Source organism: Halorubrum sp. SD690R (assembly GCF_005435035.1).
Classification (GTDB): Archaea; Halobacteriota; Halobacteria; order Halobacteriales; family Haloferacaceae; genus Halorubrum; species Halorubrum ezzemoulense.
On record NZ_SGTV01000009.1, the window covers coordinates 1 to 21590 of the forward strand.

Sequence of the window (21590 nt, forward strand, 5' to 3'; positions counted from 1 at the left end):
TGGAACAGGCCGCTCGGACCTACGGCTTCCTCCGGTCACTGAACCTTACTGGGGCACCGATCCACAGTCTCGTGGACTGTATCGCTGTCAATGTATTCCGCTAGTTCCGCCAGTCTACCGAAGAGCGTTCGTACTTTTCTCGTCATTTCATCGTCTGGTAGTTGGAGATGAACAGTAGAACCTGAGAATAAGAACATTCAGCCTGTGGTAGGATCGATCACTATCTTGTTTTGAGGCCTTTTAGATGGGCGCACAAATGAGATATAAGCACTCTTCAGCGACCGGCTGTTTCAGACAAGAACGCATCTGAAGAATAGGATTTCAACAGAGCCGACTATTTCGCTATGGTGCGAGAACTACGACGAACTCTCATCTTGAATTAGAACCGATTCTTACGGGACCGAGAGGGCGCTAAGACGACTTCAACACTGATCGCGAAGGAAGCCACGGCAAATTCATAGAGGCTCTCTACAGTCTCCACCGTTTTTCAGATCCCTGTTGCTGTCGTACATCATTATGAGTTGAGCGTGACTGTCTTCGGATAGTCGCCGTCAAGTATCCCGTCGATCGTCCACACTTCTGATCCGTAGAACATGATACGGTCTTCTGTAGCCCACTCAAACGTCTCAGTTGCTTCCGGCTCTCCGAAGCGGGCGAGAAGGCTCGCCTCCAGTTCTTCGTCCGTCTCCATGTCATCGCCGCGAACCTGTAGTTCTCGGAGCCTTTCGATGTGTTCTACGTCCTGTTCTCGGACCGTGTACTCTGGAAAGATGCTGGTCATGTTCGTTGATTTCTAGATTGAAGCCGGTACGGCTCGGGGCCCAGACACAATACGATACAACTGGAGCCGAATGGTGCGAGAAGTGCGCGGTCCTGAACATCCTGTTTCAACCCGGTGTCCCTGATGCTGGATTAGATAGGTATCTGTCAGACTCGCGCCTTCTTGCCGCACTCGAATGTAACCGTATCGGGCCGGTCGCTGTCCTATCCATTCTCCTCACTACCAGTAATACACGTCGTGTTATATAGGGGGGTCAGGTTACACACCATTTCGGAGCATCTGTTGACTCGTCGGACTGTTATCGTTATCGTGGGCCTTCAATTCGCTACGAAGGCGTTCAATCCCTTTTTGGATGTATCTCTTGTTCAGGTCTAATTCCTCCGCCATCCGCACAAACTCGGGATCATTCGTTTCCGACTTCCGGGTTGGGTAGTAGTCTCGATTATCTTCAGCACAGACCAAGGCACACATACAGAAGGCGGCCATGCGAACACCACCGAGTTGGCTGTATCGACGGAAGTCGGGGATTGTGAACCGGGAGCGACCGATCCCTCTTTGACGATCTGTTAAGTCGAGTTGAGAAGCGATTGAATCATAAATCTCTAAATTCTCGATCAGCCGCTCGTAATTCTCATCTCGCCAGAGAAGATTGAAGCGTCCAGTATTGTACAAGGCAAGGGCTTTGTAGAATTTCCAGAATGAACGGATTCCATCCATCCGTTCACCTTTCCCAGCCATCTCTTGATAGTGGATCTTAGTGGCGTTTCTTGTGTCGGGTCCTGTTCTTGACTCTGACAGTTTTTCGTCGTACATTTGAGTCTCTGGGGGAGTGGATAGATCGGATAGGGCGCGGCGTTCTTGCCGCACTCAGAATGGCGTCCCACTGACGCCAGTCTCTCGTCCCCCCTACCGCTCTCAAGGAGTGTATTAAGCGTATCCCCCAGATCCGTCTGTGGTTACGACGCCCAGAAGCCCTCTTTCGAAGAATCGAAGCCGAACTACTGGGTGTCGTCTCTCGCGCGCGGGAAAAACACCCAAAAATTTTCGAGCCAACTAACGCTCCTACTGCGGCTGACTCCCTCGATAGTGTCAAAACCCACTCCATTCGGAGTAGAGGGTAACGGGATTCTCTCCACGCGCACCTTCTCGCCGTGTACGGACTCCTTTTCGGAAATCGCAAGACGTGGGCGCTCCGCATCGCTCACCTATTCAAATGTATCCGGCAAGGGGAGACGTACAAACCTATACAAATGTCTCTCTCAAGTGTGGTGCTAAGGCGAATATTGATACGTGAGCCTCTCTAAGGAGTGATAACGTTCCTAAGGGAGGTGTAGCCGACCTTAAGCCGGAGGAGGGATTTGAACCCTCGACCTATTCCTTACGAAGGAATCGCTCTGCCAGCTGAGCTACCCCGGCGCTCATCAGACAATTCCCGGACGGAAAAATAAGGGTTCCGAAACGGGGACGCAACGGGGACGCGGCGGGAGCCGAGCCGCGCGCTGGAAGCGACGCGCGCGCCCGATACGAATAAGACGAACGTCATAATCGTTCCCATATTACATCTATAAACACACAGGAAACCAGAACACAATACAATTATATAAGGAAAAAGACTAAATACTCGTTCGGACTTCAATTTGAATGTGCTGACACCGTCCGCGTGCCGAGACGGCGGGGATCGAATCCCTCGGCGGTGCGTGCCCGGTCGGAGCCCGTACCGGGCGGCAAGGGTCTCGTCGGTCGTCTCCCCAACCGCGACTCGGCGCGGCCGTCATCCCCAGTAGCGTTCCGCCGCGGCTACCGTGTGAAACGCGTCACCGACGCGCCAAGCGCAAAATCGCCTCTGGTCCGCCGACCGTCGCCGCGGCCGCTTGTCATGTGACGGGCCCCGGCCGCTCCGCCCCGACCCCCCTCGGGGCGGCGCGGCGTTTTCGCTGTCTCGACGACGGATCGCGAGCGGCGCCGCCGCTCTCCGTCCCGTTCGACGCTACGCGAACAGCCGCCGCGCGCGGCGCACCGCGGCGGAAAGGCCGCCGTATCCGGCGCCGACGACCCCCGCGAGGCGCACCTCGGCGGGCGCGACGCCGAGGCGGTGTGAGACCGGACCGGGGCGCGCGTCGGCGCCCGCGATCGCGACCGTTCGCCCGCGGACCCTGACCTCGGCGGTGAGGTCCCCCAGTCGCAGTTCCCTGACCGCGAGGTCCGAGGCAGCGTCGCCCGGGAGGCGGCGGGCGACGCGGAGGGCGTCACCGACGCTCTCTACTTCGAGGAACAGGCGCCGCTCGGTAGCGTGGACCGACACATCGACCCCGTCGACGGAGAGCGTCAGGTCGTCGGTCTCGACTGCGAGGGCGGCGTGAGACTCAGTCCCGCTCACGGGTCGTGACGCGGACGCCGCCGTCGACGCGCCACTCGGCGTGTTCGACGTCGTCTCCCGTCCCGCTCGGCACCTCGACGGTCATGTCCTCGAACTGGTAGTGTATCTCGGCGTTTCGACCGGTCAAGCGGTCGTAGAGCCCCATCGCCAGCTCCGGCCACGTGGTCGTCTCGTCGATTCGCTCTTCGGGGTCTGCGGCGTCGCTCATACGAATACATGTTAGATAGTTACACTCATAAGTATATTCCCTGACGTGTCTGCCTCGGTTCGTCGGGCGCGCGGAGCGGCCGGATCAGTCGGCGTCGCGCGTCAGGCGAGCGTCGAGACAGACGTTGTGCTCGTGGGGGGCGTACGACCGGACGACCCGCTCGGTCTCGACGGTGACCGCGTAGTCGTCGCCCGCGGCCGCCTCGATCGCGCGCCGTCCCGGGCCGAACGGGTCGTCCTCGTGTTGGATGTCGTAGTAGTGGATCACGCAGTCGTCGCCGGCGAGCGCGACGGCGGTGTCCAAGAACTCGTCCGCGGAGTGGGGGAGGTTCATCACGAGGCGTTCGGCGGTGTCCGCGTGCGAGTCGGCGAGGTCGCGCACGTCGCCGCTGATCGCGGTCACCCGGTCGGCGACCCCGTTGCGCGCGGCGTTCTCGCGGAGGTACTCGACCGCGCGCTCGTTGAGATCGCAGGCGACCACGTCGGCGCCGCGGGACGCCATGGGTACCGCGTACGGGCCCACGCCGGCGAACATGTCGATCGCCGACTCTCCGGGGTCGACCTGCTCGGCCACGCGGTGACGCTCGGTCGCGAGCCGCGGGGAGAAGTACACCGCGGCGACGTCGAGCGCGAACTCGTGGCCGTACTCGCGGTGGACCGTCTCCGTGTCGTCGCCGACCAGCACGTCCCAAGAGCGGACCCGCAACTCGCCCTCGATCGGCGACGCGCGGTTGAGGACCGTCTCGCAGGGCACGTCGGAGGCCGCGACGGCGTCGGCGATCTCGCGGGCGCGCTCGTCGTCGTCCTCGTCGACGATGACGATGTCACCGAGCCGCTCGATAGAGGGCTCGTATCCCAGGATGTCGGCGGGCGTCGTGGGGCGGTCCCGTCGCTCGGCGTCGCGCTCGACGATCCGGTCGGCGAACGCAGCGGGCACTAGTTCGCGGTCCGCGACGGGGATGTAGATCGTCTCGCCGTCGACGGCGATCTGGTGGTCGCCGTCGAGGGCGTCGGCGTCGGCGAGCCGGCTCCGGACGGTCTCGCCGCGCTCGCGGGCGACGGCGACGCAGGGGACGCTCATCGTCGGAGGGACGCGGTCGAGCGAATAAACGGTGACGCTTCGCGGGCCGGACGGCGGGGACCCGAGCGGCCGGAGTCACTCCGCCGGCTCGGCACCGCTCGCGGCCGCGACGGCGTCGAGCAGCTCCGCGTCGTCGACGTCGTCGGCGACGGGGACGACGCGGTCCGCGGCCGCCGCGACCTCGGCGTTCGGGCCGTTCGCGGTCGGGGCGACGCCGCCGTCCGCCGCGACCACGAGCGTCGCGTCAGCGTCGGCCGCGAGGTCGCGCGCCGCAGCCAGCGCCTCCGGGGAGGGGTCCTCGAATGGGGGCGCCGTCACCGCTGTCGCGCCCGCGTCCGCGGCGGCGCCGGCGGCCGCGTCTCCCTCGGGGACTACGCCGACGGAGGGCTCGTGGCCCGCGGCGGCCAGCCGGGCGACGACGCGCGCGCCCGACCGCCCCGAGCCGATCACGTGGACGCTGCGCGGGTCGGCGTCGCTCTCCGGGAACGCAGTGACCGCGGGCGTCCCGGTGGCCGGGTTGCGACCGACGAACGCCTCGGCGTCGAAGGCCGCGCCGACGGCGGACGCCGATAGCACCGACTCGGGCGGCCCGGCGGCCTGAACCCCGCCGTTCGCGATGACGACCACCTCGTCGCAGTAGCGGGCCGCGGCGTCGAGGTCGTGGATCGCGGCGATCGCTCCCCGGTCGCCGCCGTCGACGAACTCGCGGACCAGTTCGAGCGTCTCGACCGCGTGGTGTACGTCGAGGCTGGCGGTCGGCTCGTCGAGGAGGAGGAGCGGCGCCGCCTGCGCCAGCGCCCGCGCGAGCAGCACGCGCTGGCGCTCGCCGCCCGAGACCTCGGTGATCGACCGGTCGGCGAAGCGCTCGACATCGGCGGCCGCCATCGCGGCGTCGACCGCGGCGTCGTCCTCGGTCCCGTGCGCGTCGAAGCGTCCGAGGTGGGGCGTCCGACCCATCTCGACGACGTGGCGCACCCGGAAGTCGAACGAGAGGTTCGTCGTCTGCGGGACGCTCGCGACGCGCCGACCGACCTCACGGGCCGACAGCGACGACGCCGGGTCGCCGCCGAGGCGCACGGTCCCGGCGTCCGGCTCGACCGCGCCGGTCACCGCGCGCAGCACGGTGGTCTTCCCGGCGCCGTTGGGCCCGACGAGGCCGACGAGCGAGCCGGGCTCGACCCGGAGGTCGACGCCGGAGACGACGTCGAGGTCGCCGAACGAGACGGCCACGTCCGCGGCCGACAGCAGCGGCGCGTCGCCGAACGAGAGCGCCGTGTCGGGGAGGGCCTCGGAACCGTCGCCGCCGCCCGCGGCCGACTCCGCCGCGTCGGCCGCGCCCGTCGTCTCGGCGTCGACGGTGGGATCCGCACTCACAGCTCCGTCACCTCCCGGGTCACGAGCAGGTAAACGAAGAACGGCGCGCCGACCGCGGCGGTGATGATCCCGACCGGGTACTCCGCGGCCGCGGAGCGCGCGACGGTGTCGGCCGCGACGAGGAACGTGCCGCCCGCGAGTGCCGCGGTCGGGAGCAGCGTCCGGTGGTCGGGCCCGACGACGAGCCGGAGCATGTGGGGGACGATGAGGCCGACGAACCCGATCACGCCGGCGAACGCGACCCCGGCGGCCGTGACGAGCGCCGAGGCGGCGAGCAACACCCGCTTCGTGCGCTCGACCGCGATCCCCAGCCCCCGTGCCTCCTCCTCGCCGAGCAGGAGGACGTTGAGGTCGCGGGCGTACGCGAGCAGCAGGAGGAACAGCGGCGGCACGACGGCGGCGGTGACGGCCACCTCGCTCCACGCCGCGCCCGAGAGGTGGCCCATCAGCCACGCGACGATCTGCCGGAGCGACTCCCCCGCTTGGAGCTGGAGGTAGGAGACGACCGCGCCGAGGAACGTCTGGACCGCGACGCCGGCGAGCAGGAGGGTAGCGACGGGAGTCCGGCCGTTCCGGGTCGCGATGGCGTACACGCCGAAGGCGGCGACCAGCGCGCCGACGAACGCGAAGAGGCTCGTCCCCGCGCCCCGCGAGAGCGCGACCTCGACGGGGCCGACGAGCGGGAGCGCGACGGTCGCGGAGAGCGCGGCGGGGAAGACGATGAACGCCACCGCGCCGACCGCCGCGCCCGACGAGACGCCGATGATCGACGGGTCGGCCATCGGGTTTCGGAAGAACCCCTGCATCACCGTGCCGGCGGCCGCGAGCGCGAAGCCGACGAGCGCGGCGAGCAGGATCCGCGGGAGCCGCACGCCCACGACGATCCGCTGGTGGACGGAGTCGACGGGGAACGCGAACGGCGACGCGAACGCGAGGTCGACGCCGGGGAGCGTGAGGGGACCGACGCCGGGGACCGGCAACGGGCCGACGCCGCTCGCGCTCGCTTCGATTCCGGACGGCACCGCGAGCGCGTTCAACACCGACTTCACCACCGTCTCAGGCGGGATACGGACGGGACCGATCGCGGCGCTGACGACGACGACGACCGCCAGCAGCGCGGCTATCGCCGCCGACCACGCCGCCGAGCGGGCCCAGGGTCGCATGCGTTCTCCAACACAACTTGTAGTAGATAAATACTTATTGGACGAGTCCGGTCCTCAATTCGATGCGAAATAGCTTCGCAATTGCGATGGCCGCGTTGGTGGCGACCGCCCTGATCGGCGGCGTCGCCGGGACCGCCGCGGGCGCACAGCCGACAATAGCGACGGACAGACCGAGCGCGAGCGCGCAGTTGACCGGGGGCGCGCAACCGGCTGCGGGCGCGCAATCGGCTGCGGGCACACAGCCGGCGGTCGGGTCCGCGGCCGGGGCGGGGGCCGCCCCCGCACAGACCGACGGCGCCTGCGGCTTCCCGCTCAATGCGACCGACGCGACCGGGACCACGATAACGCTGGAGGAGCGTCCCGAGCGGATCACGACGCTCAACCCGTCGGCAGCGCAGACGCTGTGGGAGCTCGGCGAACAGGACCGCGTCGTCGGCGTGAGCCGGTTCGCGCTCTACCTCGACGGCGCCGAGGAGCGTGCGAACGTCTCGGCCGAGTTCGGCGCGAGCGTCGAGCGCGTCGTCGACACCGAGCCCGACCTCGTGCTGGCGCCGAATTCCTCGGCCGCCGACGTGGGGCCGCTCCGCGAGCAGGGGCTCAAAGTGTACCACTTCCCGGCCGCGACCTCGATCGACGACATCGCCGAGAAGACGGAGACGATCGGTCGGCTCGTCGGCGCGTGCGACGCCGCGAGCGAGACGAACGAGGAGATGTACGACGCGGTCGACGCCGCGGAGAACCGGACCGCCGGCGTCGACCGCCCGGCCGCGCTCTACCCGCTCGGCGGCGGCTACGTCGCCGCGAACAACACCTTCATCGACGCGATCATGAACGTCGGGGGCGCCGACAACGTCGCCGCGGAGTACGAGGCGTACCCGCAGCTCTCCGACGAGGTGATCCTCCAGACGGACCCCGAGCTAATCCTGGTCACCGACCCCGAGGCCGCGATCTTGGCGGAGGAGCCGTACGCCAGCACGACCGCTGGCGTCGAGGAGAACTACGTCGTGATGAACGTGGACTACCTCAACCAGCCCGCGCCGCGCAGCGTGATCCGGTCGACGACGACGCTGTCGAACGCGGTGGTCGAGCTACAGGAGGAGGGCAGCGAGTCGACGGACGGCACCGAGAGCGGCGAGTCGTCGGACGACGGCTCCTCCGACGGCGGCTCGTCCGGGAGCGATGATACGTCGGACGGCGGCGACTCCTCGACCGACGGCATGGACGGAAACGAGACGGACGCGGGCGGCAGCGACGGCGACACGGGCGCGGAAGTCCCCGGATTTGGTGTCGTCGCGGCCGCGATCGCGCTGCTCGCCACTGGCCTGCTCGCGCGGCGCGATTGAATCGAATCGGTCGCTGACCGCCGGTTCCGTTTCTAAATCCCTTGTCCCATCAGGTGGCTGCGGAGGACGTCGGGCGTCTTCAGCCCGGCGTCGCTGTTGAGGAGCACGACGGTCTCGTCGCCGTCGAAGAAGCCCTCCTCGGCGAGCGCCCACGCGCCGGCGGGGGCCGCGCCGCCCGTCGCGCCCATCTCGACGACCTCGTTCTGCGCCACGGCGACCGCGCTCGCGAGGATGTCGTCGTCGTCGACGCCGACCGCGGTCCCGCCGCTCTCGGTGACCGCCTCGACTGCCGCGGCGCCGCCCGCGGGGTCCGGAATCTCCAGTTCGCCGCAGATTGTGTCGGGCGTCGACCACGGTTCGGGCTCGTCGAGGCCGCGCTCGACGGCGGCCGCGATCGGCGCGCAGCCGGACGCCTGCGCGGCGACGACCTTCGGGGTGTCATCGACCGCGCCGATCCGGGCCAGCTCGGCGAACCCCTTGTTGACGCCGGCGACGACCTCGCCGGATCCGGTCGGGACGACGACCACGTCGGGGGTGTCACCGAGGTCGGCGACGAGCTCGAACGCGATCGTCTTCGCGCCCTCGTGGCGGTACGGCGTGGCGAACTCGCCGAGGTCGGTGTAGTCGGTCGCGAGCTGCTCGTCGACCGCGTCGGCCGCGTCGGGGAAGCGCCCGCCGACGACACGCATCTCGCCGCCGTGGACGTTCGTCATCGACTTGTTCGAGAAGGCGCACCGCGAGGGGACGAACGCGTACGACCGCAGGTCCGCCCGGCCCGCGTACGCCGCCATCGATTGCCCGGCGTTCCCCGGGCTCGCGCAGACGAGCGGCTCCACGTCGCCGTCGGCGGCGGCCCGGGCCGCCACCGCGGTCGTCGCGAGCGAGAGACCGCGGTCGAGGACGGTCCCCGTCGGGTTGCGCCCCTCGTCTTTGACGTACACCGCGTCGACGTCGAGCTCGTCCGCGAGCCGGTCGGTGGCCACGAGCGGCGTCCCGCCCTCCCCCGCGGTGAGCGCGCCGTCGGCCGGGAACGGGAGCAGGGCGTCGAAGCGCCAGTGGCCGCGCGCGGTCGCGGGCGCGGTCCGCGCGTCGCCGCTCGCGCCGCGGGCCGCCGGGTCGAAGAGGTCGTCGGGGTCGACGGCGTCGTAGTCGTAGACCGGGTCGAGTCCGCGCGCCCGCTCGTCGTCGTCGATGGCCGCCGCGTCGGCGGTCTCGTGGACGCGTCCCGACGCCCGACTCTCCAGCCCGCGAAACGCCGGCGTGGTCTCGAAGTCTGCCATACCGAACCTTGCGGCGGCGGCGACTAATCGCTTCGCACTCGGGTGCGGATGACCGTCTCGACGAGACCCCGAACCGCGGTGACGCGAGGCGCTGTGCGGTCGCCGTCGGGCGGGGCTTCGGAGTGGACTGTGTCGATCAGCGATTTATCAGAAGCAACGCGGCCGAGCGGCTGTGGCTTCGCCAATCGAATCGCCTCGACCCGCCGCCGCTTATAAACCCGCGACCCGATACGGCACATATGAACGGAAACGCCACGGTCGTCGGCGGCGGGCTCGCGGGGCTCGTCGCGGCGACCCGACTCGCGGAGGCGGGCGCGGACGTGACGCTGTACGAGCGACGCCCCGAGGTCGGCGGGCGCGTGCGGACGGAGACGGTCGACGGGTTCACCGTCGACCGCGGCTTCCAAGTCCTCTTCTCGAGCTACCCCGCCGTCGAGCGCGAACTGGGCGCCGACGGGCTCGACGACCTCGACCTGCGGACGTTCGCGCCCGGTGCGACGATCTGCCGGCCGGGCTCGCGCTCGACGCTCGGCGACCCCCTCCGCGACCCGCTGTCCGCGATTCCCTCGCTTTTGAACGACGAGGTCTCCTTCTCCGACAAGCTCCGGACGCTCGCGCTGCGGTACGACCTCGGAAACCGCGACGAGGGCGAGTTCTTCGCCGGGCGCGACGCCCCGATCCGCGAGTACCTCCGCGACTGGGGGTTCGCCGACGACTACGTCGAGAACTTCGTCGAGCCGTTCTACGGCGGGATCACCTTAGACCGGAGCCTCTCGACCTCGAAGCACGTCTTCGAGTACACGTTCCGCGCGATGGGCCGTGGGTCGATCGGCGTCCCCGCCGAGGGGATGGCCGCGCTCCCCGCCGCGCTCGCCGACCGCGCCCGCGAGGCGGGCGTCGATATCGAGACCGGCAGGGACGTGGAGGCGGTCCGGATCGCCGGAGGGGGCCGGATTCCCTTCCGAACCGGAGCGGCCGACGCGGACGGTGCGACCGTGGAACTCGCGGACGGTACGACGCGCGAGACGGACGCGGTCGTCGTCGCGACCTCGCCGCCGGAGGCCCGGCGGCTCACCGGCGTCGAGTCGGTCCCGACCGAGGGCGTGCCGAACGTGACCGGGTGGTTCGCGCTCCCCGCGGGCGAGTCGTTCGAGACGGGCGGCCGGATCCTCCTCAACGCAGCCGACGAGTCGCCGAACGCGGTGGTCCCGATGTCGGAGGTTGCGCCCGAGTACGCGCCCGGCGACCGCGCGCTCCTCGCGGCGACGTTCCTCGGGCAGGAGTCGCTCGACCGCGACGAGCGCGACCTCCGCGACGACGTTCGGGACGCGCTGGACGCGTGGTTCCCCGACCGCGACTTTGGCGGCTTGGAGACCCTCGACGTCCACCGGATCCGGTTCGCGCAGTTCGCGCAGCCGCCGGGCGTCCACGCCGACCTCCCGAAGCCGGACGACCCCGAGGGCCCGGTCGTCCTCGCCGGCGACTACACGGAGTGGTCGTCGATCCAAGGCGCCCTAGAGAGCGGCCGGAAGGCGGCGAATGCGGCGGGCGGGCACCTGTAGCCGGCCCGGTCGCCTCGCGGCCCCCTCACTCCTCTCGCAGGAACGCCTCCTCGCCGCGTTCCGCGACGGCCGCGAGCAGGTCGTCGCGCTGACGGCGGGTCTCGGGCGAGAGCCCGGCGAACGCGTGGTCGAACATCGCGGCGGGGTCGGCCTCAACCGACTCCGCCGCGTCGATCGCCGCGGCGACGACGTCGTCCGCCTCCTCGCGGATCGCCGCGACGCCCTCGTCGTCGATGCGATCCGTCTCGCGGAGGAACGTCTCCATGCGGTCGAGCGGGTCGAGCGCGCGCCACGGGTCAACGTCGTCGGCGTCGCGATAGGCCGTCGGGTCGTCGGCGGTCGTGTGGGCGCCGAACCGGTACTCGACGAACTCGATGAGGACCGGACGCGGGTCGTCCGCGGTGCCGTTGCCGCCCACCTCGTCGCCGCCGTCGCCGTCACCGCCGCGTCGGGCACGCTCGGCAGCCTCCCGCGTGACCGCGTAGCTGGCGAGCGGGTCCATGCCGTCGGCGCGGACGCCGTCGAAACCGTACGCGGTCGCCTTCCCGGCGAAGGTGTCGCTCGCGGTCTGTCTCCCCCTCGGGACCGAGATCGCCCACCCGTTGTTGTGACAGCAGAATACCGTCGGCGTGTCGAAGACGCCGGCGAAGTTCATCGCCTCGTGGAAGTCGCCCTCGCTGGTCGCGCCGTCGCCGAAGTGGCAGGCGACGACGCGGTCCTCGTCGCGGTGGGCGAACGCCCACGCGGCCCCGACCGCGTACGGGAGGTGGGCCGCGATGCCGATGTTCAGCGGGAAGACGTTGCCGTCAGCGATCGCTTCCGTCCCGGCCTCGTGGCCCATCCAGTAGGGGAGGTACTCGGAGAGGAGGTCGCGGGCGACGGCCGCGCCGTGCTCCCGGTACTGGTAGCTTATCAGGTCGCGGTCCGCGAGCGCGTGCGTCGACCCGACGGCCGACCCCTCTTGGCCCGCGCAGGGCGCGTACGTCCCGATCCGGCCCTGTCGCTGGAGGCTGACGGCGCGCTCGTCGAATCGACGCGTGACGACCAGATCGCGGTAGATAGCGCGGAACCGCTCGTCCGAGAGGTCCGGCACCGTCGCGTCGGGCAGGGGACTCCCGTCCGGCCCGAGCACGCGATAGACGTCTTCGTCGGCGAGCGGATCGGTCGCGCCGTCGCCGGCGTCGTCGACGCCGTTCTCGTCCATGCGCAACGAGTGTGCGCCGCAGTCACAAGGAGTTAGCGGTCGCGGCGGCCTCCGACGCCCGCCGGCTCCGTCGCCGGAGGTACGTGATCGGGAGCCCGACGAGGACGCCGGCGACGGCGACCGCGCCGAGTACGAACCCGACCAGCAGCCGCACGGGCCCGGCGGCGAGCATCTCGAGTCCCCAGATGACCACGAACCACGCCGTCCAGAGCGCGCCGGTGAGGAGCGCGGTGAGCAGCCCGAAGGCGGCCCCACGGAGATACGTGGGCGCGTCCGGCCGCTCGACGAGGGCCCACCAGACGAGCGTCCCGACGACGAGCGCCGGGGTCGCGAGGAGCGGCATCCCGGCCGCGGGCGGGAGACCGACCACGTCGGCGAACAGGCCGAGCACGTCGGCGAGCAGCGACGCAGTGAGGGCGGCGCAGCCGAGCGCGTACACGCCGGCGTAGAGCGACCACCGTCGAGCGGCGGTGAAGCGGGAATCGGCGGGGAGGGCAGTTTTCATGTCGTATTTCCCCGAGCGCCGGGCTAAATGTCTTCCCGTTGTCCGGTCGCCGGTCACCGGACCGTGGTCGTCACCTCGAACGGGTACGCCCCGCTTTCGCTCGGGGCCTGTCCCGAGACGTCCCACGGGACGAAGAACAGGCCGCGGGCCGCGACGCGGTCCGGCTGTCGGAGCCGGTTTCAGGGCGTGATCACGGCACGGCCGTCGATCTCGCGGTGTTCGAGCTTCTCGGCGACCGCGTTGATCTCGCCGAGGTCGTACCGGCTGGTGTGGAGGTCGACATCTCCCTGCTCGACGAGCGCGACGAGCTCCTGAAGCTCCGCGTACCGCCCGACGATGTTGCCGACGAAGGAGAACTCGCCGTTCACCAGCGCCTGCGACGGCTCGTGGACGTGCCCGCCGTAGCCGATGACGTGGTGGTCGCCGCCGCCGGCGGTGATGTCCGGCGCGTAGGCGGTCGTCACGTCCTCGCCGACGAAGTCGAGCACCTGCGCGGCGCCCGTGCCGTCGGTGATCCCCGCTATCTCGGCCGCCACGTCGGCCTCGCTCGGGTTCACCAGGTGGTCCGCGCCGTAACTGTTCGCCAGGTTCAGCGCCGACTCCTTCAGGTCGACGGCGGTGATCTTTGCCGCGCTCATCGCGTTCAGGCACTGGAGCCCGATGTGACCGAGCCCGCCGACGCCGATGACGACGGCGTGGTCGCCGGGGTTCAGCTCCGCGACCGCCTTCTTGGCCGCGTGGTACGCGGTGATGCCGGCGTCCGCGTGCGGCGCGATATCGATCGGTTCGACCCCGCTCGGCAGCGGGATGACCGCTCGTTCGCTGGTGTGGAGATACTCGGCGAAGCCGCCGTCGTGAGTCAGCCCGTTGAACGCGCTGTTCTCGCAGTGCATCGTCTCGCCGAGCCGGCAGGGGCGACAGGTCCCGCAGGTCTGTACCGGGTGGCAGATCACCGGGTCGCCGGCGGAGACGATCTCGACGTCCTCGCCCGTTTCGACGACCGTCCCCGCGTTCTCGTGGCCCAGCGTCAGCGGCAGTTCCTGCGGGACGTACTCGGCCCACATCCCCTCGATGATGTGGTTGTCCGTCTGGCACCAGCCCGCGCCCTCGACCTCGACGACGACGTCGTCCGGCCCCGTCGCCGTCGGCCGGTCAACCTCGTCGATGGTGAGCCCCTCGCGCATGTCGTCGGTGTACTCGTGGAGTCTGGCTGCTTCCATGTGGGAACGGTTCGCACCGCGTGAATCATAAACGTTCGTTATAGTCACTCACCCGACGAGAGGGCGAGGAGATCCACGTCGCCGGCGGTGGGGTCACCCGTGACACCCTCGGCGAGGCGCTCCCGTGTTTATCCGGTGCTGTACGCACGGCGGGGCAGAAGCGCTCACAACAGCCGGCGGAACTCGCCGAGCGGCGGGAACCGGAGGGCCTCTTCCGCGTCGCCCGCATCCGCACCGCGGCCCGAGCCCTCCGACGGGGAGTCGACCACGACCGGCGCGAGGCGGTCCGCGTCAGTCACGAGCGGGGAGTCGAACGCGTCGGTCCGCATGTCGTTGACCGCCACGCCCGGCGCGAGGCGGGTGAACGCGGGCAACACGAGGAGGTCGGCCCCGCGGTACGTTCCGGGGCCGCGGAGGAAGCAGGGCCGGCGGTCGCCCTCGATCTCGATCGTCGGGTGGACGTGGCCGATCACGTAGCGGTCGGCGTCGGTCGAGGGCGCCTCGTGCCCGTGACAGACGACCGTTCTCGCGACGTGCGTGGCGTCGGCGTCCCGGTCGCCGCTCTCGCTCAGAACGAGCTCCTCGCGGGCCCGCCCGTCCCAGCGGCTCGGCAGGGCGGTGTCGTGGTTGCCGGCGACGAGTTCGAGGGCGGCGCCGCGCGTCTCGCATGCGTCGCGGAGGGCGTTCAGTGTGCCGAGGGTCCTGTCCGTGACTCGGTCGAAGGTGTGGACCACGTCGCCGGCGACGGCCACGGTTCCGGGATCGAACCGGTCGAGGAGGGTTCCGAGCCGGTCGGTGAGGTCCGCGCGCTCGCCGAGCGGGAGCGAGACGGCGGACGCCTCGCCGCGGCCAACGTGGAGGTCGGCGACGACGAGGGCGTCGGCTCCCGGGAGGTAGACAGCGCGGTCCGCGAACGTCGGCCCCGACCCGTGAGCGCGGTCGCTCACCGCCCGTACCCGGACGAGCGCTCGCGGCGACGGCCCGCGTCGCGGTCCGCGTCGCCGCCGCCCGGGCTCGGTCCGCCGTCCGCGTGGTTGCGGGCGGTCGCGTACGCCTCGCGGACACGGCGGAACGACTCCTCGTCACCGCCCTGGTCCGGGTGCGTCTCCTTGACGCGCTCGCGGTACGCGCCCTTCACCGCGTCGACGTCGGCGTCGCGGTCGAGGCCGAGCTCGTCGAACGCGTCGCCGACGGGGTCCGCGCGGCCGGCGCGGCCGCGAGCGGTCGAGCGCCCGGCGGCCCGGTCGGCGCCGAATCGCCCGCCGAAGCCGCCGGCGCCGGATCGGCCGCCGCCCGAACCGGACGAGTCGTCGGTCGCCCAGTCGGGCTCGTCCACGTCGAACGGGAGCCGGCGACCGAGCCCGCGGCCGGGCATCTCGTGTTCACAGAGGACGGTGTAGACGCCCTCGCCCTCCAGCCGGAAGTAGTCGTGCGCGTCGAAGGTGATCGCGACCCCGCGGTCCGGGAGGTAGAAGGGGACCGACACGCCGTCGAACGCGTGGTCCTCGTCGAAGCGCTCGCCGGCGGCGTTCAGGTACGTCCGGATCTCGCGGCGGCGGCGGTCGTCGCCGGCGGCGCCGCGGCCGCCGGTCGACGCGGCGGGTGCCGGGACGAACCGGTCCCCGAGGTAGAACGCGAAGGCGACCACGGCGGTGGCGACCCCGCCGAGACCGACTCCCCAGAGGACCCACCGCGGCACCAGGCTCGTGAACTCGGCGAACACACCCGCCGTAGCGGCTCCGCGGTAATCAACCTCCCGCCGCCGGTCGGCGGCGACGCTCGGCGGTGACAGTCGGCGGCGGATCGCGAGGAGAAACGCGGTGAGGCGGTCGACCGACTCAGAGCATCCCTTTCGCGTCGAGCCCGTCGATGATGTCGTCGACGAGCGACTCGGCGTCGTCGTAGGGGAACTCCTGTTCGCTGCCGAGCTTCGCCGCCATCTCCATCGCGGTGAAGCTCACGTCGCCGGCCTCGAACTTCGTCGCCGGACCGTCCGGGAGGGCCGGGACGAGGTCCATCTGGTTCTCGACGGGGAAGTCTGCGCCGCCGAAGGCGTCCATGAACTGTTCGCGGAGTTCCGCTTTCACGTCGCTCATACACACGACATCCCGAGAGCGACCGCAAAAGGGTTGCGGAACAACGATAAACGTATTTAGGGTTGTCGGATGCGCGCTCGCCGACGCGGCGGGGTCGACCGGTGGAGCGGTCCCGAAGGCCGACGGTCGTGCCGGATCCTGCGGACCTTTGTCGCTGGCGCGTCAGATGGGCGCATGGCGCGCGAGTTCGACTTCGACTTCGACCTGCTCCGAGAGCTGACCGAGGCCCGCGGCGTCCCGGGCTACGAGGACGACGTGCGCGACATCGTCCGCCGCGAGTTCGTCGACAGCGCCGACCACGTCCGGACCGACGCGATGGGAAACGTCGTCGGGACGATCGAAGGCGACTCGGATTACTCGGTCGCGGTCGCGGCCCACATGGACGAGATCGGCTTCATGGTCCGGCACGTCACTGACGAGGGGTTCGTCCAAGTCGACCCCCTCGGCGGGTTCGACGCCCGCGTCCTGCGCGCACAGCGCGTCACCGTCCACGGCGACGAAGACCTGACGGGCGTCATCGGCTCCGTCCCGCCGCACACGCTCACGGAGGAGCAGCGGGAGAAGGACGACGAGGTGAAGGACGTGTTCATCGACCTCGGGCGCGACGCGGAGGCGGTCGAGGAGTCGGTGAGCGTCGGCGACCTCGTCACCCTCGACCAGACCACGACGCGTATGGGCGACCGAGTCACCGGGAAGGCGCTCGACGACCGGATCTGCGTGTTCGCGATGCTGGAGGCCGCCCGCCGGATCGACGACCCGGCCGTGACGATCCACTTCGCGGCGACCGTCCAGGAGGAGGTCGGGCTCCGGGGTGCGAAGGCGCTCGGCGTCGACATCGACCCGGACCTCGCCGTCGCTCTCGACGTCACCGTCGCCAACGACGTGCCGCAGGTGGGCGACCCGGCCGACGCCGTCACCGACCTCGGCGAGGGGACAGCGGTGAAGCTGAAAGACTCCTCGGTGATCGCCAGCCCGAAGGTCCACAGCCGACTCACGGAGGTCGCCGAGGACGAGGGGATCGACCACCAGCACGAGGTGTTGCCCGCGGGCGGCACCGACACCGCGGGGTTCCAGAACACGGCGGGCGCGAAGCCCGTGGGCGCGATATCGATCCCGACGCGGTACCTCCACACCGTCACCGAGACGGCCGACGGCGGCGACGTGGAGGCGACGGTCGACCTGCTGACAGCCTTCTTGGAGTCCGAGACGGGCGATCACGACTACACGCTCTGAGGCGAAGTTAGTCGTCGCCGGGCGCGGCCGGACCCGGATCTCGGGCCGCGCGGTGCGCCCCGCGCGCCTGCCACGCGAACCCGGTGGTCGCGAACGCGATGAAGCCGGCCGCGAGCAGGAACCCGGTCTCGGTGGTCGTCCAGTCCATCGTGGTCCCGACGAGCACCGGCCCGACGACCTGTCCGACCTTCCACGAGACGGAACGGAGGCTCATCGCGCTCGCGACGGAGTCGTACGCCTCGCCCTCGTCGACGAACAGCGACATGCTCGCCGGCAGCCGGATCGAGTCGGCGACCCCGAGCAGCGAGTAGGCGGCGAACAGCGCGAAGAAGGCCCCGCCGAGCGTCTGGGAGTCGCCGAGGTACGAGACGGTGACCGGCGCGACGGTCCCGTCGAAGTACGCCGCGAGGGGGATGATCGCCGTGCCGACCCCGTACAGGAGCGCGCCGACCGCGACGAACAGGTAGGTGCGGTCGTAGCGGTCGGTGAGGTCCCCGACGAACCCCTGCGTGAGCGCCTTCGTCGCCTTCCCGCCCGCCATGATCCAGCCGATGGCGAACGCGGAGATGCCGAACGTCGTCCGGGCGTAGATCGGGAGGAAGATGATCACTGCCATCTTGCCGACGCTGAACGTGAACCGGAAGAAGACGAGCGCGCGCAGCATCGGGAGGCCGAGCAGCGACCGGAACGTCTCGACCCCGCCGGCGTCCTCGGGGTCCTTCCGGCCGCCGGGGTTGTCGCGCAGGAACGCGAACACCAGCACGAACGCGGCGAGCGTGACGGCGGTCAACACGACGTACGTCTCGGAGAAGCCGTAGGCGTACAGGAGGTAGCCGCCGACCAGGTCGCCCGCGAGCGACGAGAAAGAGGCGAACTGGTTGTACGAGCCGAGCCAGCGACCCTGCTCGTCGTCAGGGCTGATCTCGCCGATCACCGTCGCGCCCGTGATCCAGAGGACGCTCGCGCCGAGCCCCTGGACCATCCGCACGAGGATGATGTGAACGGAGCTGTCGACCAGCGCGAAGCCGACGAAGACGCCGACGTTGATTAGGAAGCCGCCAAGCAGCCACCGCTTCGCGTTGCCGGTGTCCACCCACCGGCCCAAGGGGAGGACGATGACGAGCTGGACGACGGCGAACGCGGTGCCGAACAGCCCCTCGATGAACCCCGTGGTCCCGAACAGGTCGGCGTACAGCGCGAGGGCGATGAGGATCGTCGAGTACGCCTGACTGCGGGCGAACGCGGTCCCGGCGAGCGCCGCGAACTCGCGGTCTCCGAGCAGCCGTACCGAGTTGCCGAACTGCGCCACGGTGGTCTCCGTCCGGAGATAACGAGACTGGGAGAGAAAAGCGGCGCAGATCCGGCGGTCCGCGTGGGGTTATCGTTTCAACATTTCGATACGAAAGGCGGGCGCGGCGGGTGTCCTCTCCGCCGGGACGCCCGTCCGACCCGATCGGCATCGCGGGCCGCACACGGTACAACGACAGGGTCGCGCGGTGCCGACCCGGGGCGCGCAGGTTCTCAGACTGTAACAACGTCCGGTTGCTTAATACGAAAGCGTAGATGAATTCGACTACATTCGTATGCGTCGTCGACAGTACGTGCGGGCGCTCGGTCTCGGCGGTGTCGCCTCGCTGGCGGGCTGTGCGGAGCAGACCGAGGAGCCCGCCGCCCGCCGCGGCTCGGTGACGCTCGCCACCGCCACCACGGCGTACGACAGCGGGCTGCTCCCCGTGCTGAACCGCGGGTACGCAGACCGGTTCGGAGCGTCCGTGGAAGCGGTCGTGCGCGGGACCGGCGCGTCGCTCCGCACCGCCCGCGACGGGGACTGCGACGTGGTGCTCGTCCACGCCCGGCCGCTCGAGGACGAGTTCATCGCCGAGGGGCACGGGATCAACCGGCGCAGGGTGATGGTCAACGACTTCCTGCTCGTCGGCCCGCCCGACGACCCGGCGGGTGCCGCCGGAAGCGACCCGCTGGCGGCGTTTCGGGCGATCGCCGAGACGGAGGCGACGTTCCTGTCGCGGGGCGACCGGTCGGGGACGCACATCCGCGAGCTCCGGATCTGGGACGAGGCGGGGCTCAGTCCCGGTGGCGAGTGGTACCGCGAGACCGGTCAAGGGATGGGCGAGACGCTGACCACCGCCCGGCAGTCGGGCGCGTACACCCTCGTCGACCGCGGCACTTTCCTCGCCGTCGGCGACGACGGCGTCCTGGCGCGGCACGTCGAGTCCGGAATCGACGACCCGCCGCCGCTGCTGCGGAACGAGTACGCCGTCATCCCGGTCAACCCCGCTCGGCACGACGTGGCGTACGCGCGGGCCATGTCCTACGTCGGCTACCTCACCGGCCCCGGACAGTCGCGGATCGAGGAGTTCCGGGTCGACGGGGAGCGGGCGTTCCGTCCGCTCGCCCGCTCGCCCGACCCCGAGTTCGAGCAGTACGTCCCGAGCGACTGGGAGGGGTGACCCCTAATCGTGCCGGAAGCAGCGCGACCCGGTGAACGCCATCGCCATGTCGCGCTCGTCGGCGGCGGCGATCACGTCCTCGTCGTTGACGGAGCCGCCGGGCTGGATGACGGCCTCGATGCCCGCGTCGGCCGCCTCCTCGACCGCGTCCGGGAACGGGAAGAACGCGTCCGAGGCCATCACGGCGCCATCGGCGGACTTCCCCTCCGCGTCCTTCTCGGCCTTCATCGCCGCGAGCGTCACGGCGTCGACCCGGGACACCTGCCCCATGCCGACGCCCACCGTCTCGGTGCCCGTCGCGAAGAGGATCCCGTTCGATTTCACGTGTTTCAGCGTCTTCCAGGCGAACAGCATCGTCTCGACCTGCTCGTCGGTCGGCTCGCGCTCGGTGACGACCTCCAGGTCGGCGGCGGTCGGCGACTGCCGGTCGCGCTCCTGGACGAGGCGGCCGCCGACGACCGGCTTCTCCGTGAACCGCTCCGAGAAGCGGTCGTCGCCCGCGCCGAGCGGACCCACGTCGAGGACGCGGAGGTTCTTCTTCTCCCGGAGCACGTCGAGCGCGCTGTCGGTGTAGCCGGGCGCGACGACGACCTCCTTGAACGAGTCGGCGACCGCCGTGGCGGTGTCGGCGTCGCACTCGCGGTTCAGCGCGACGATGCCGCCGAACGCGGACTTCGCGTCCGTGCGAAGCGCGCGATCGTACGCGTCCGCGAGGTCCGACCCGACCGCGCAGCCCGCGGGGTTGGTGTGTTTGATCACCGCGGCCGCGGGCTCGTCGAACTCCTTGACGAGGTTCAGCGCGGCGTCGGCGTCGTTGTAGTTGTTGTACCCCATTCCCTTCGCGCCGGGGTTCAGCTGGGCGGCGTCGACGACGCTCGCCTCCTCGCAGCCGTCGTCGACGTACAGCGCGGCGTCCTGGTGGGGGTTCTCGCCGTACCGCAGCGTGGCGGTGCGCTCCTCGGAGACGAAGCGTCGCTCCGGGAAGTCGCCGCCCACGTCGCCCGCGACCGTGACGCGCTCCGGGCTCCCCTCGTCGTCCCGCTCGACGGTCACGCGGTCCTCGGCGAACCAGCGGACCGCCCGCGGGTACGCCGCGAACTCGGCCTCGCGGAGGACGCGCGCCTTCAGCGAGTCGGCGTCGTCGTCCTCGTACACCGGGATCGGTTCCTGGGTGACGACCGGCCCGGCGTCGACTTCCTCGGTGACGACGTGGACCGTACAGCCGGTCGTCCGAACGCCCGCGTCCAACACCTGCTCGTGGGCGTCGGTGCCGGGGAACGACGGTAGCAGCGAGGGGTGGACGTTCAGCGTCGTCGGGACGGCGTCGAGGAACTCGTCGGTGAGCACGCGCATGTAGCCGTCCAGGCAGACGAGGTCGACGTCGTAGTCGGAGAGGCGCTCGACGACCCGACGCTCGTGCGACTCGCGCGATTCGCCTTCCTCGCGCTCGACGACCTCGGTCGGGATCCGGCGCTCGGTCGCGGCCTCCAGCACCGGCGCCTGCTCGCGGTTCGTCAGGACGACCGACAGCTCCGCGCCGCCGGGCGCGGCGTCGGCGATGTGTCTGAGGTTCCGTCCCCGGTTGCTCGCGAGTCCCGCGATCTTCATACGCGAACGTCCGACCGATGGGGTATATCGATTGCGGTCCGCACCGCTGTTGTATCCACATCTGCGGATCGGAACGGGCGTCTCGTGC

At 69.7% G+C, this 21590-nt stretch carries 20 protein-coding genes, 1 tRNA gene and 1 pseudogene; 5 read left to right on the top strand and 17 right to left on the bottom strand.

Going from position 1 to position 21590, the window contains the following annotated elements; genetic code table 11:
- A pseudogene (locus EXE41_RS07205) lies at positions 1 to 104 on the top strand (IS1595 family transposase); the annotation flags it as partial.
- A 410-nt stretch (positions 105 to 514) separates the two neighbouring features.
- Here the strand turns inward: EXE41_RS07205 and EXE41_RS07210 are convergent.
- The 8 genes from EXE41_RS07210 to btuC form a co-directional block, all read right to left on the bottom strand.
- Positions 515 to 781, bottom strand: coding sequence for a hypothetical protein (locus EXE41_RS07210; protein WP_137690655.1), 267 nt, complete (start codon positions 779 to 781; stop codon positions 515 to 517).
- A 258-nt stretch (positions 782 to 1039) separates the two neighbouring features.
- On the bottom strand, positions 1040 to 1594 hold the full coding sequence (locus EXE41_RS07215; RefSeq protein WP_137690656.1) for a hypothetical protein: 555 nt from the start codon (positions 1592 to 1594) through the stop codon (positions 1040 to 1042).
- A gap of 530 nt (positions 1595 to 2124) precedes the next feature.
- Positions 2125 to 2197: transfer RNA gene (locus EXE41_RS07220), tRNA-Thr, on the bottom strand.
- 571 nt (positions 2198 to 2768) lie between these two features.
- Positions 2769 to 3158 carry a peptide ABC transporter ATP-binding protein gene (locus EXE41_RS07225; RefSeq protein ID WP_086216236.1) on the bottom strand — a complete coding sequence of 130 codons (390 nt, stop codon included), beginning with the start codon at positions 3156 to 3158 and terminating at the stop codon, positions 2769 to 2771.
- Complete coding sequence (locus tag EXE41_RS07230; RefSeq protein ID WP_049932832.1) at positions 3145 to 3366, bottom strand: hypothetical protein; 222 nt, start codon at positions 3364 to 3366, stop codon at positions 3145 to 3147. The genes EXE41_RS07225 and EXE41_RS07230 overlap by 14 nt, the downstream gene beginning before the upstream one ends.
- Before the next feature lie 84 nt (positions 3367 to 3450).
- Complete coding sequence (locus EXE41_RS07235; RefSeq protein ID WP_094593470.1) at positions 3451 to 4446, bottom strand: class I SAM-dependent methyltransferase family protein; 996 nt, start codon at positions 4444 to 4446, stop codon at positions 3451 to 3453.
- Between the two features lie 75 nt (positions 4447 to 4521).
- Positions 4522 to 5694 (bottom strand): ATP-binding cassette domain-containing protein, encoded by a 1173-nt coding sequence (locus tag EXE41_RS07240; protein ID WP_049932837.1) that lies wholly within the window; start codon positions 5692 to 5694, stop codon positions 4522 to 4524.
- 122 nt (positions 5695 to 5816) lie between these two features.
- The gene (btuC, locus tag EXE41_RS07245; RefSeq protein ID WP_049932834.1) at positions 5817 to 6983 is read right to left on the bottom strand and encodes a vitamin B12 ABC transporter permease BtuC; all 1167 of its coding nucleotides are present in this window, start codon (positions 6981 to 6983) and stop codon (positions 5817 to 5819) included.
- 62 nt (positions 6984 to 7045) lie between these two features.
- Here btuC and EXE41_RS07250 point away from each other — a divergent pair, with 62 nt between their 5' ends.
- Entirely contained in the window at positions 7046 to 8326 is a 1281-nt protein-coding gene (locus EXE41_RS07250) for a PGF-CTERM-anchored ABC transporter substrate-binding protein (protein WP_137690657.1), read from the top strand.
- 32 nt (positions 8327 to 8358) lie between these two features.
- On the opposite strand, the gene EXE41_RS07255 is transcribed toward EXE41_RS07250, so the two are convergent.
- Positions 8359 to 9606, bottom strand: a complete 1248-nt coding sequence (locus EXE41_RS07255; protein WP_137690658.1) for a pyridoxal-phosphate dependent enzyme — start codon at positions 9604 to 9606, stop codon at positions 8359 to 8361.
- Positions 9607 to 9845: 239 nt separating this feature from the next.
- Here EXE41_RS07255 and EXE41_RS07260 point away from each other — a divergent pair, with 239 nt between their 5' ends.
- Positions 9846 to 11168 carry an NAD(P)/FAD-dependent oxidoreductase gene (locus EXE41_RS07260; protein WP_137690659.1) on the top strand — a complete coding sequence of 441 codons (1323 nt, stop codon included), beginning with the start codon at positions 9846 to 9848 and terminating at the stop codon, positions 11166 to 11168.
- 25 nt (positions 11169 to 11193) lie between these two features.
- On the opposite strand, the gene EXE41_RS07265 is transcribed toward EXE41_RS07260, so the two are convergent.
- The 6 genes from EXE41_RS07265 to EXE41_RS07290 form a co-directional block, all read right to left on the bottom strand.
- Positions 11194 to 12372, bottom strand: a complete 1179-nt coding sequence (locus EXE41_RS07265; protein WP_137690660.1) for a thiamine pyrophosphate-dependent enzyme — start codon at positions 12370 to 12372, stop codon at positions 11194 to 11196.
- A 22-nt stretch (positions 12373 to 12394) separates the two neighbouring features.
- A complete protein-coding gene (locus EXE41_RS07270; protein ID WP_089307864.1) occupies positions 12395 to 12877 on the bottom strand; it encodes a hypothetical protein in 483 nt (160 codons plus the stop codon).
- A gap of 179 nt (positions 12878 to 13056) precedes the next feature.
- Positions 13057 to 14097: an NAD(P)-dependent alcohol dehydrogenase gene (locus tag EXE41_RS07275; protein WP_049931071.1), complete on the bottom strand. Its 1041-nt coding sequence runs from the start codon at positions 14095 to 14097 to the stop codon at positions 13057 to 13059.
- A 164-nt stretch (positions 14098 to 14261) separates the two neighbouring features.
- On the bottom strand, positions 14262 to 15044 hold the full coding sequence (locus tag EXE41_RS07280; RefSeq protein ID WP_137690661.1) for a metallophosphoesterase: 783 nt from the start codon (positions 15042 to 15044) through the stop codon (positions 14262 to 14264).
- On the bottom strand, positions 15041 to 15820 hold the full coding sequence (locus EXE41_RS07285; RefSeq protein WP_137690662.1) for a J domain-containing protein: 780 nt from the start codon (positions 15818 to 15820) through the stop codon (positions 15041 to 15043). The genes EXE41_RS07280 and EXE41_RS07285 overlap by 4 nt, the downstream gene beginning before the upstream one ends.
- Positions 15821 to 15935: 115 nt before the next feature.
- Positions 15936 to 16193 carry an MTH865 family protein gene (locus tag EXE41_RS07290; RefSeq protein WP_049931076.1) on the bottom strand — a complete coding sequence of 86 codons (258 nt, stop codon included), beginning with the start codon at positions 16191 to 16193 and terminating at the stop codon, positions 15936 to 15938.
- A gap of 174 nt (positions 16194 to 16367) precedes the next feature.
- On the opposite strand from EXE41_RS07290, the gene EXE41_RS07295 reads away from it, so the two are divergent.
- Entirely contained in the window at positions 16368 to 17426 is a 1059-nt protein-coding gene (locus EXE41_RS07295; RefSeq protein ID WP_086220367.1) for a M42 family metallopeptidase, read from the top strand.
- A 7-nt stretch (positions 17427 to 17433) separates the two neighbouring features.
- Here EXE41_RS07295 and EXE41_RS07300 read toward each other — a convergent pair whose 3' ends face one another.
- Positions 17434 to 18735 carry an MFS transporter gene (locus EXE41_RS07300; protein ID WP_049931080.1) on the bottom strand — a complete coding sequence of 434 codons (1302 nt, stop codon included), beginning with the start codon at positions 18733 to 18735 and terminating at the stop codon, positions 17434 to 17436.
- A gap of 274 nt (positions 18736 to 19009) precedes the next feature.
- Between EXE41_RS07300 and EXE41_RS07305 the strand changes: the two genes are divergently transcribed.
- Entirely contained in the window at positions 19010 to 19894 is an 885-nt protein-coding gene (locus EXE41_RS07305) for a substrate-binding domain-containing protein (RefSeq protein ID WP_094495073.1), read from the top strand.
- A gap of 3 nt (positions 19895 to 19897) precedes the next feature.
- Here EXE41_RS07305 and purH read toward each other — a convergent pair whose 3' ends face one another.
- Positions 19898 to 21502: a bifunctional phosphoribosylaminoimidazolecarboxamide formyltransferase/IMP cyclohydrolase gene (gene purH / locus EXE41_RS07310; protein WP_049931084.1), complete on the bottom strand. Its 1605-nt coding sequence runs from the start codon at positions 21500 to 21502 to the stop codon at positions 19898 to 19900.
- Positions 21503 to 21590 lie beyond the last annotated feature (88 nt).

Coding starts and splice junctions, on each gene's coding strand:
- EXE41_RS07210 (WP_137690655.1), bottom strand. CDS start 781: ATGACCAGCATCTTTCCAGAGTACACGGTCCGAGAACAGGACGTAGAA.
- EXE41_RS07215 (WP_137690656.1), bottom strand. CDS start 1,594: ATGTACGACGAAAAACTGTCAGAGTCAAGAACAGGACCCGACACAAGA.
- EXE41_RS07230 (WP_049932832.1), bottom strand. CDS start 3,366: ATGAGCGACGCCGCAGACCCCGAAGAGCGAATCGACGAGACGACCACG.
- EXE41_RS07235 (WP_094593470.1), bottom strand. CDS start 4,446: ATGAGCGTCCCCTGCGTCGCCGTCGCCCGCGAGCGCGGCGAGACCGTC.
- btuC (WP_049932834.1), bottom strand. CDS start 6,983: ATGCGACCCTGGGCCCGCTCGGCGGCGTGGTCGGCGGCGATAGCCGCG.
- EXE41_RS07250 (WP_137690657.1), top strand. CDS start 7,046: ATGCGAAATAGCTTCGCAATTGCGATGGCCGCGTTGGTGGCGACCGCC.
- EXE41_RS07255 (WP_137690658.1), bottom strand. CDS start 9,606: ATGGCAGACTTCGAGACCACGCCGGCGTTTCGCGGGCTGGAGAGTCGG.
- EXE41_RS07260 (WP_137690659.1), top strand. CDS start 9,846: ATGAACGGAAACGCCACGGTCGTCGGCGGCGGGCTCGCGGGGCTCGTC.
- EXE41_RS07265 (WP_137690660.1), bottom strand. CDS start 12,372: ATGGACGAGAACGGCGTCGACGACGCCGGCGACGGCGCGACCGATCCG.
- EXE41_RS07270 (WP_089307864.1), bottom strand. CDS start 12,877: ATGAAAACTGCCCTCCCCGCCGATTCCCGCTTCACCGCCGCTCGACGG.
- EXE41_RS07275 (WP_049931071.1), bottom strand. CDS start 14,097: ATGGAAGCAGCCAGACTCCACGAGTACACCGACGACATGCGCGAGGGG.
- EXE41_RS07290 (WP_049931076.1), bottom strand. CDS start 16,193: ATGAGCGACGTGAAAGCGGAACTCCGCGAACAGTTCATGGACGCCTTC.
- EXE41_RS07295 (WP_086220367.1), top strand. CDS start 16,368: ATGGCGCGCGAGTTCGACTTCGACTTCGACCTGCTCCGAGAGCTGACC.
- EXE41_RS07305 (WP_094495073.1), top strand. CDS start 19,010: ATGCGTCGTCGACAGTACGTGCGGGCGCTCGGTCTCGGCGGTGTCGCC.
- purH (WP_049931084.1), bottom strand. CDS start 21,502: ATGAAGATCGCGGGACTCGCGAGCAACCGGGGACGGAACCTCAGACAC.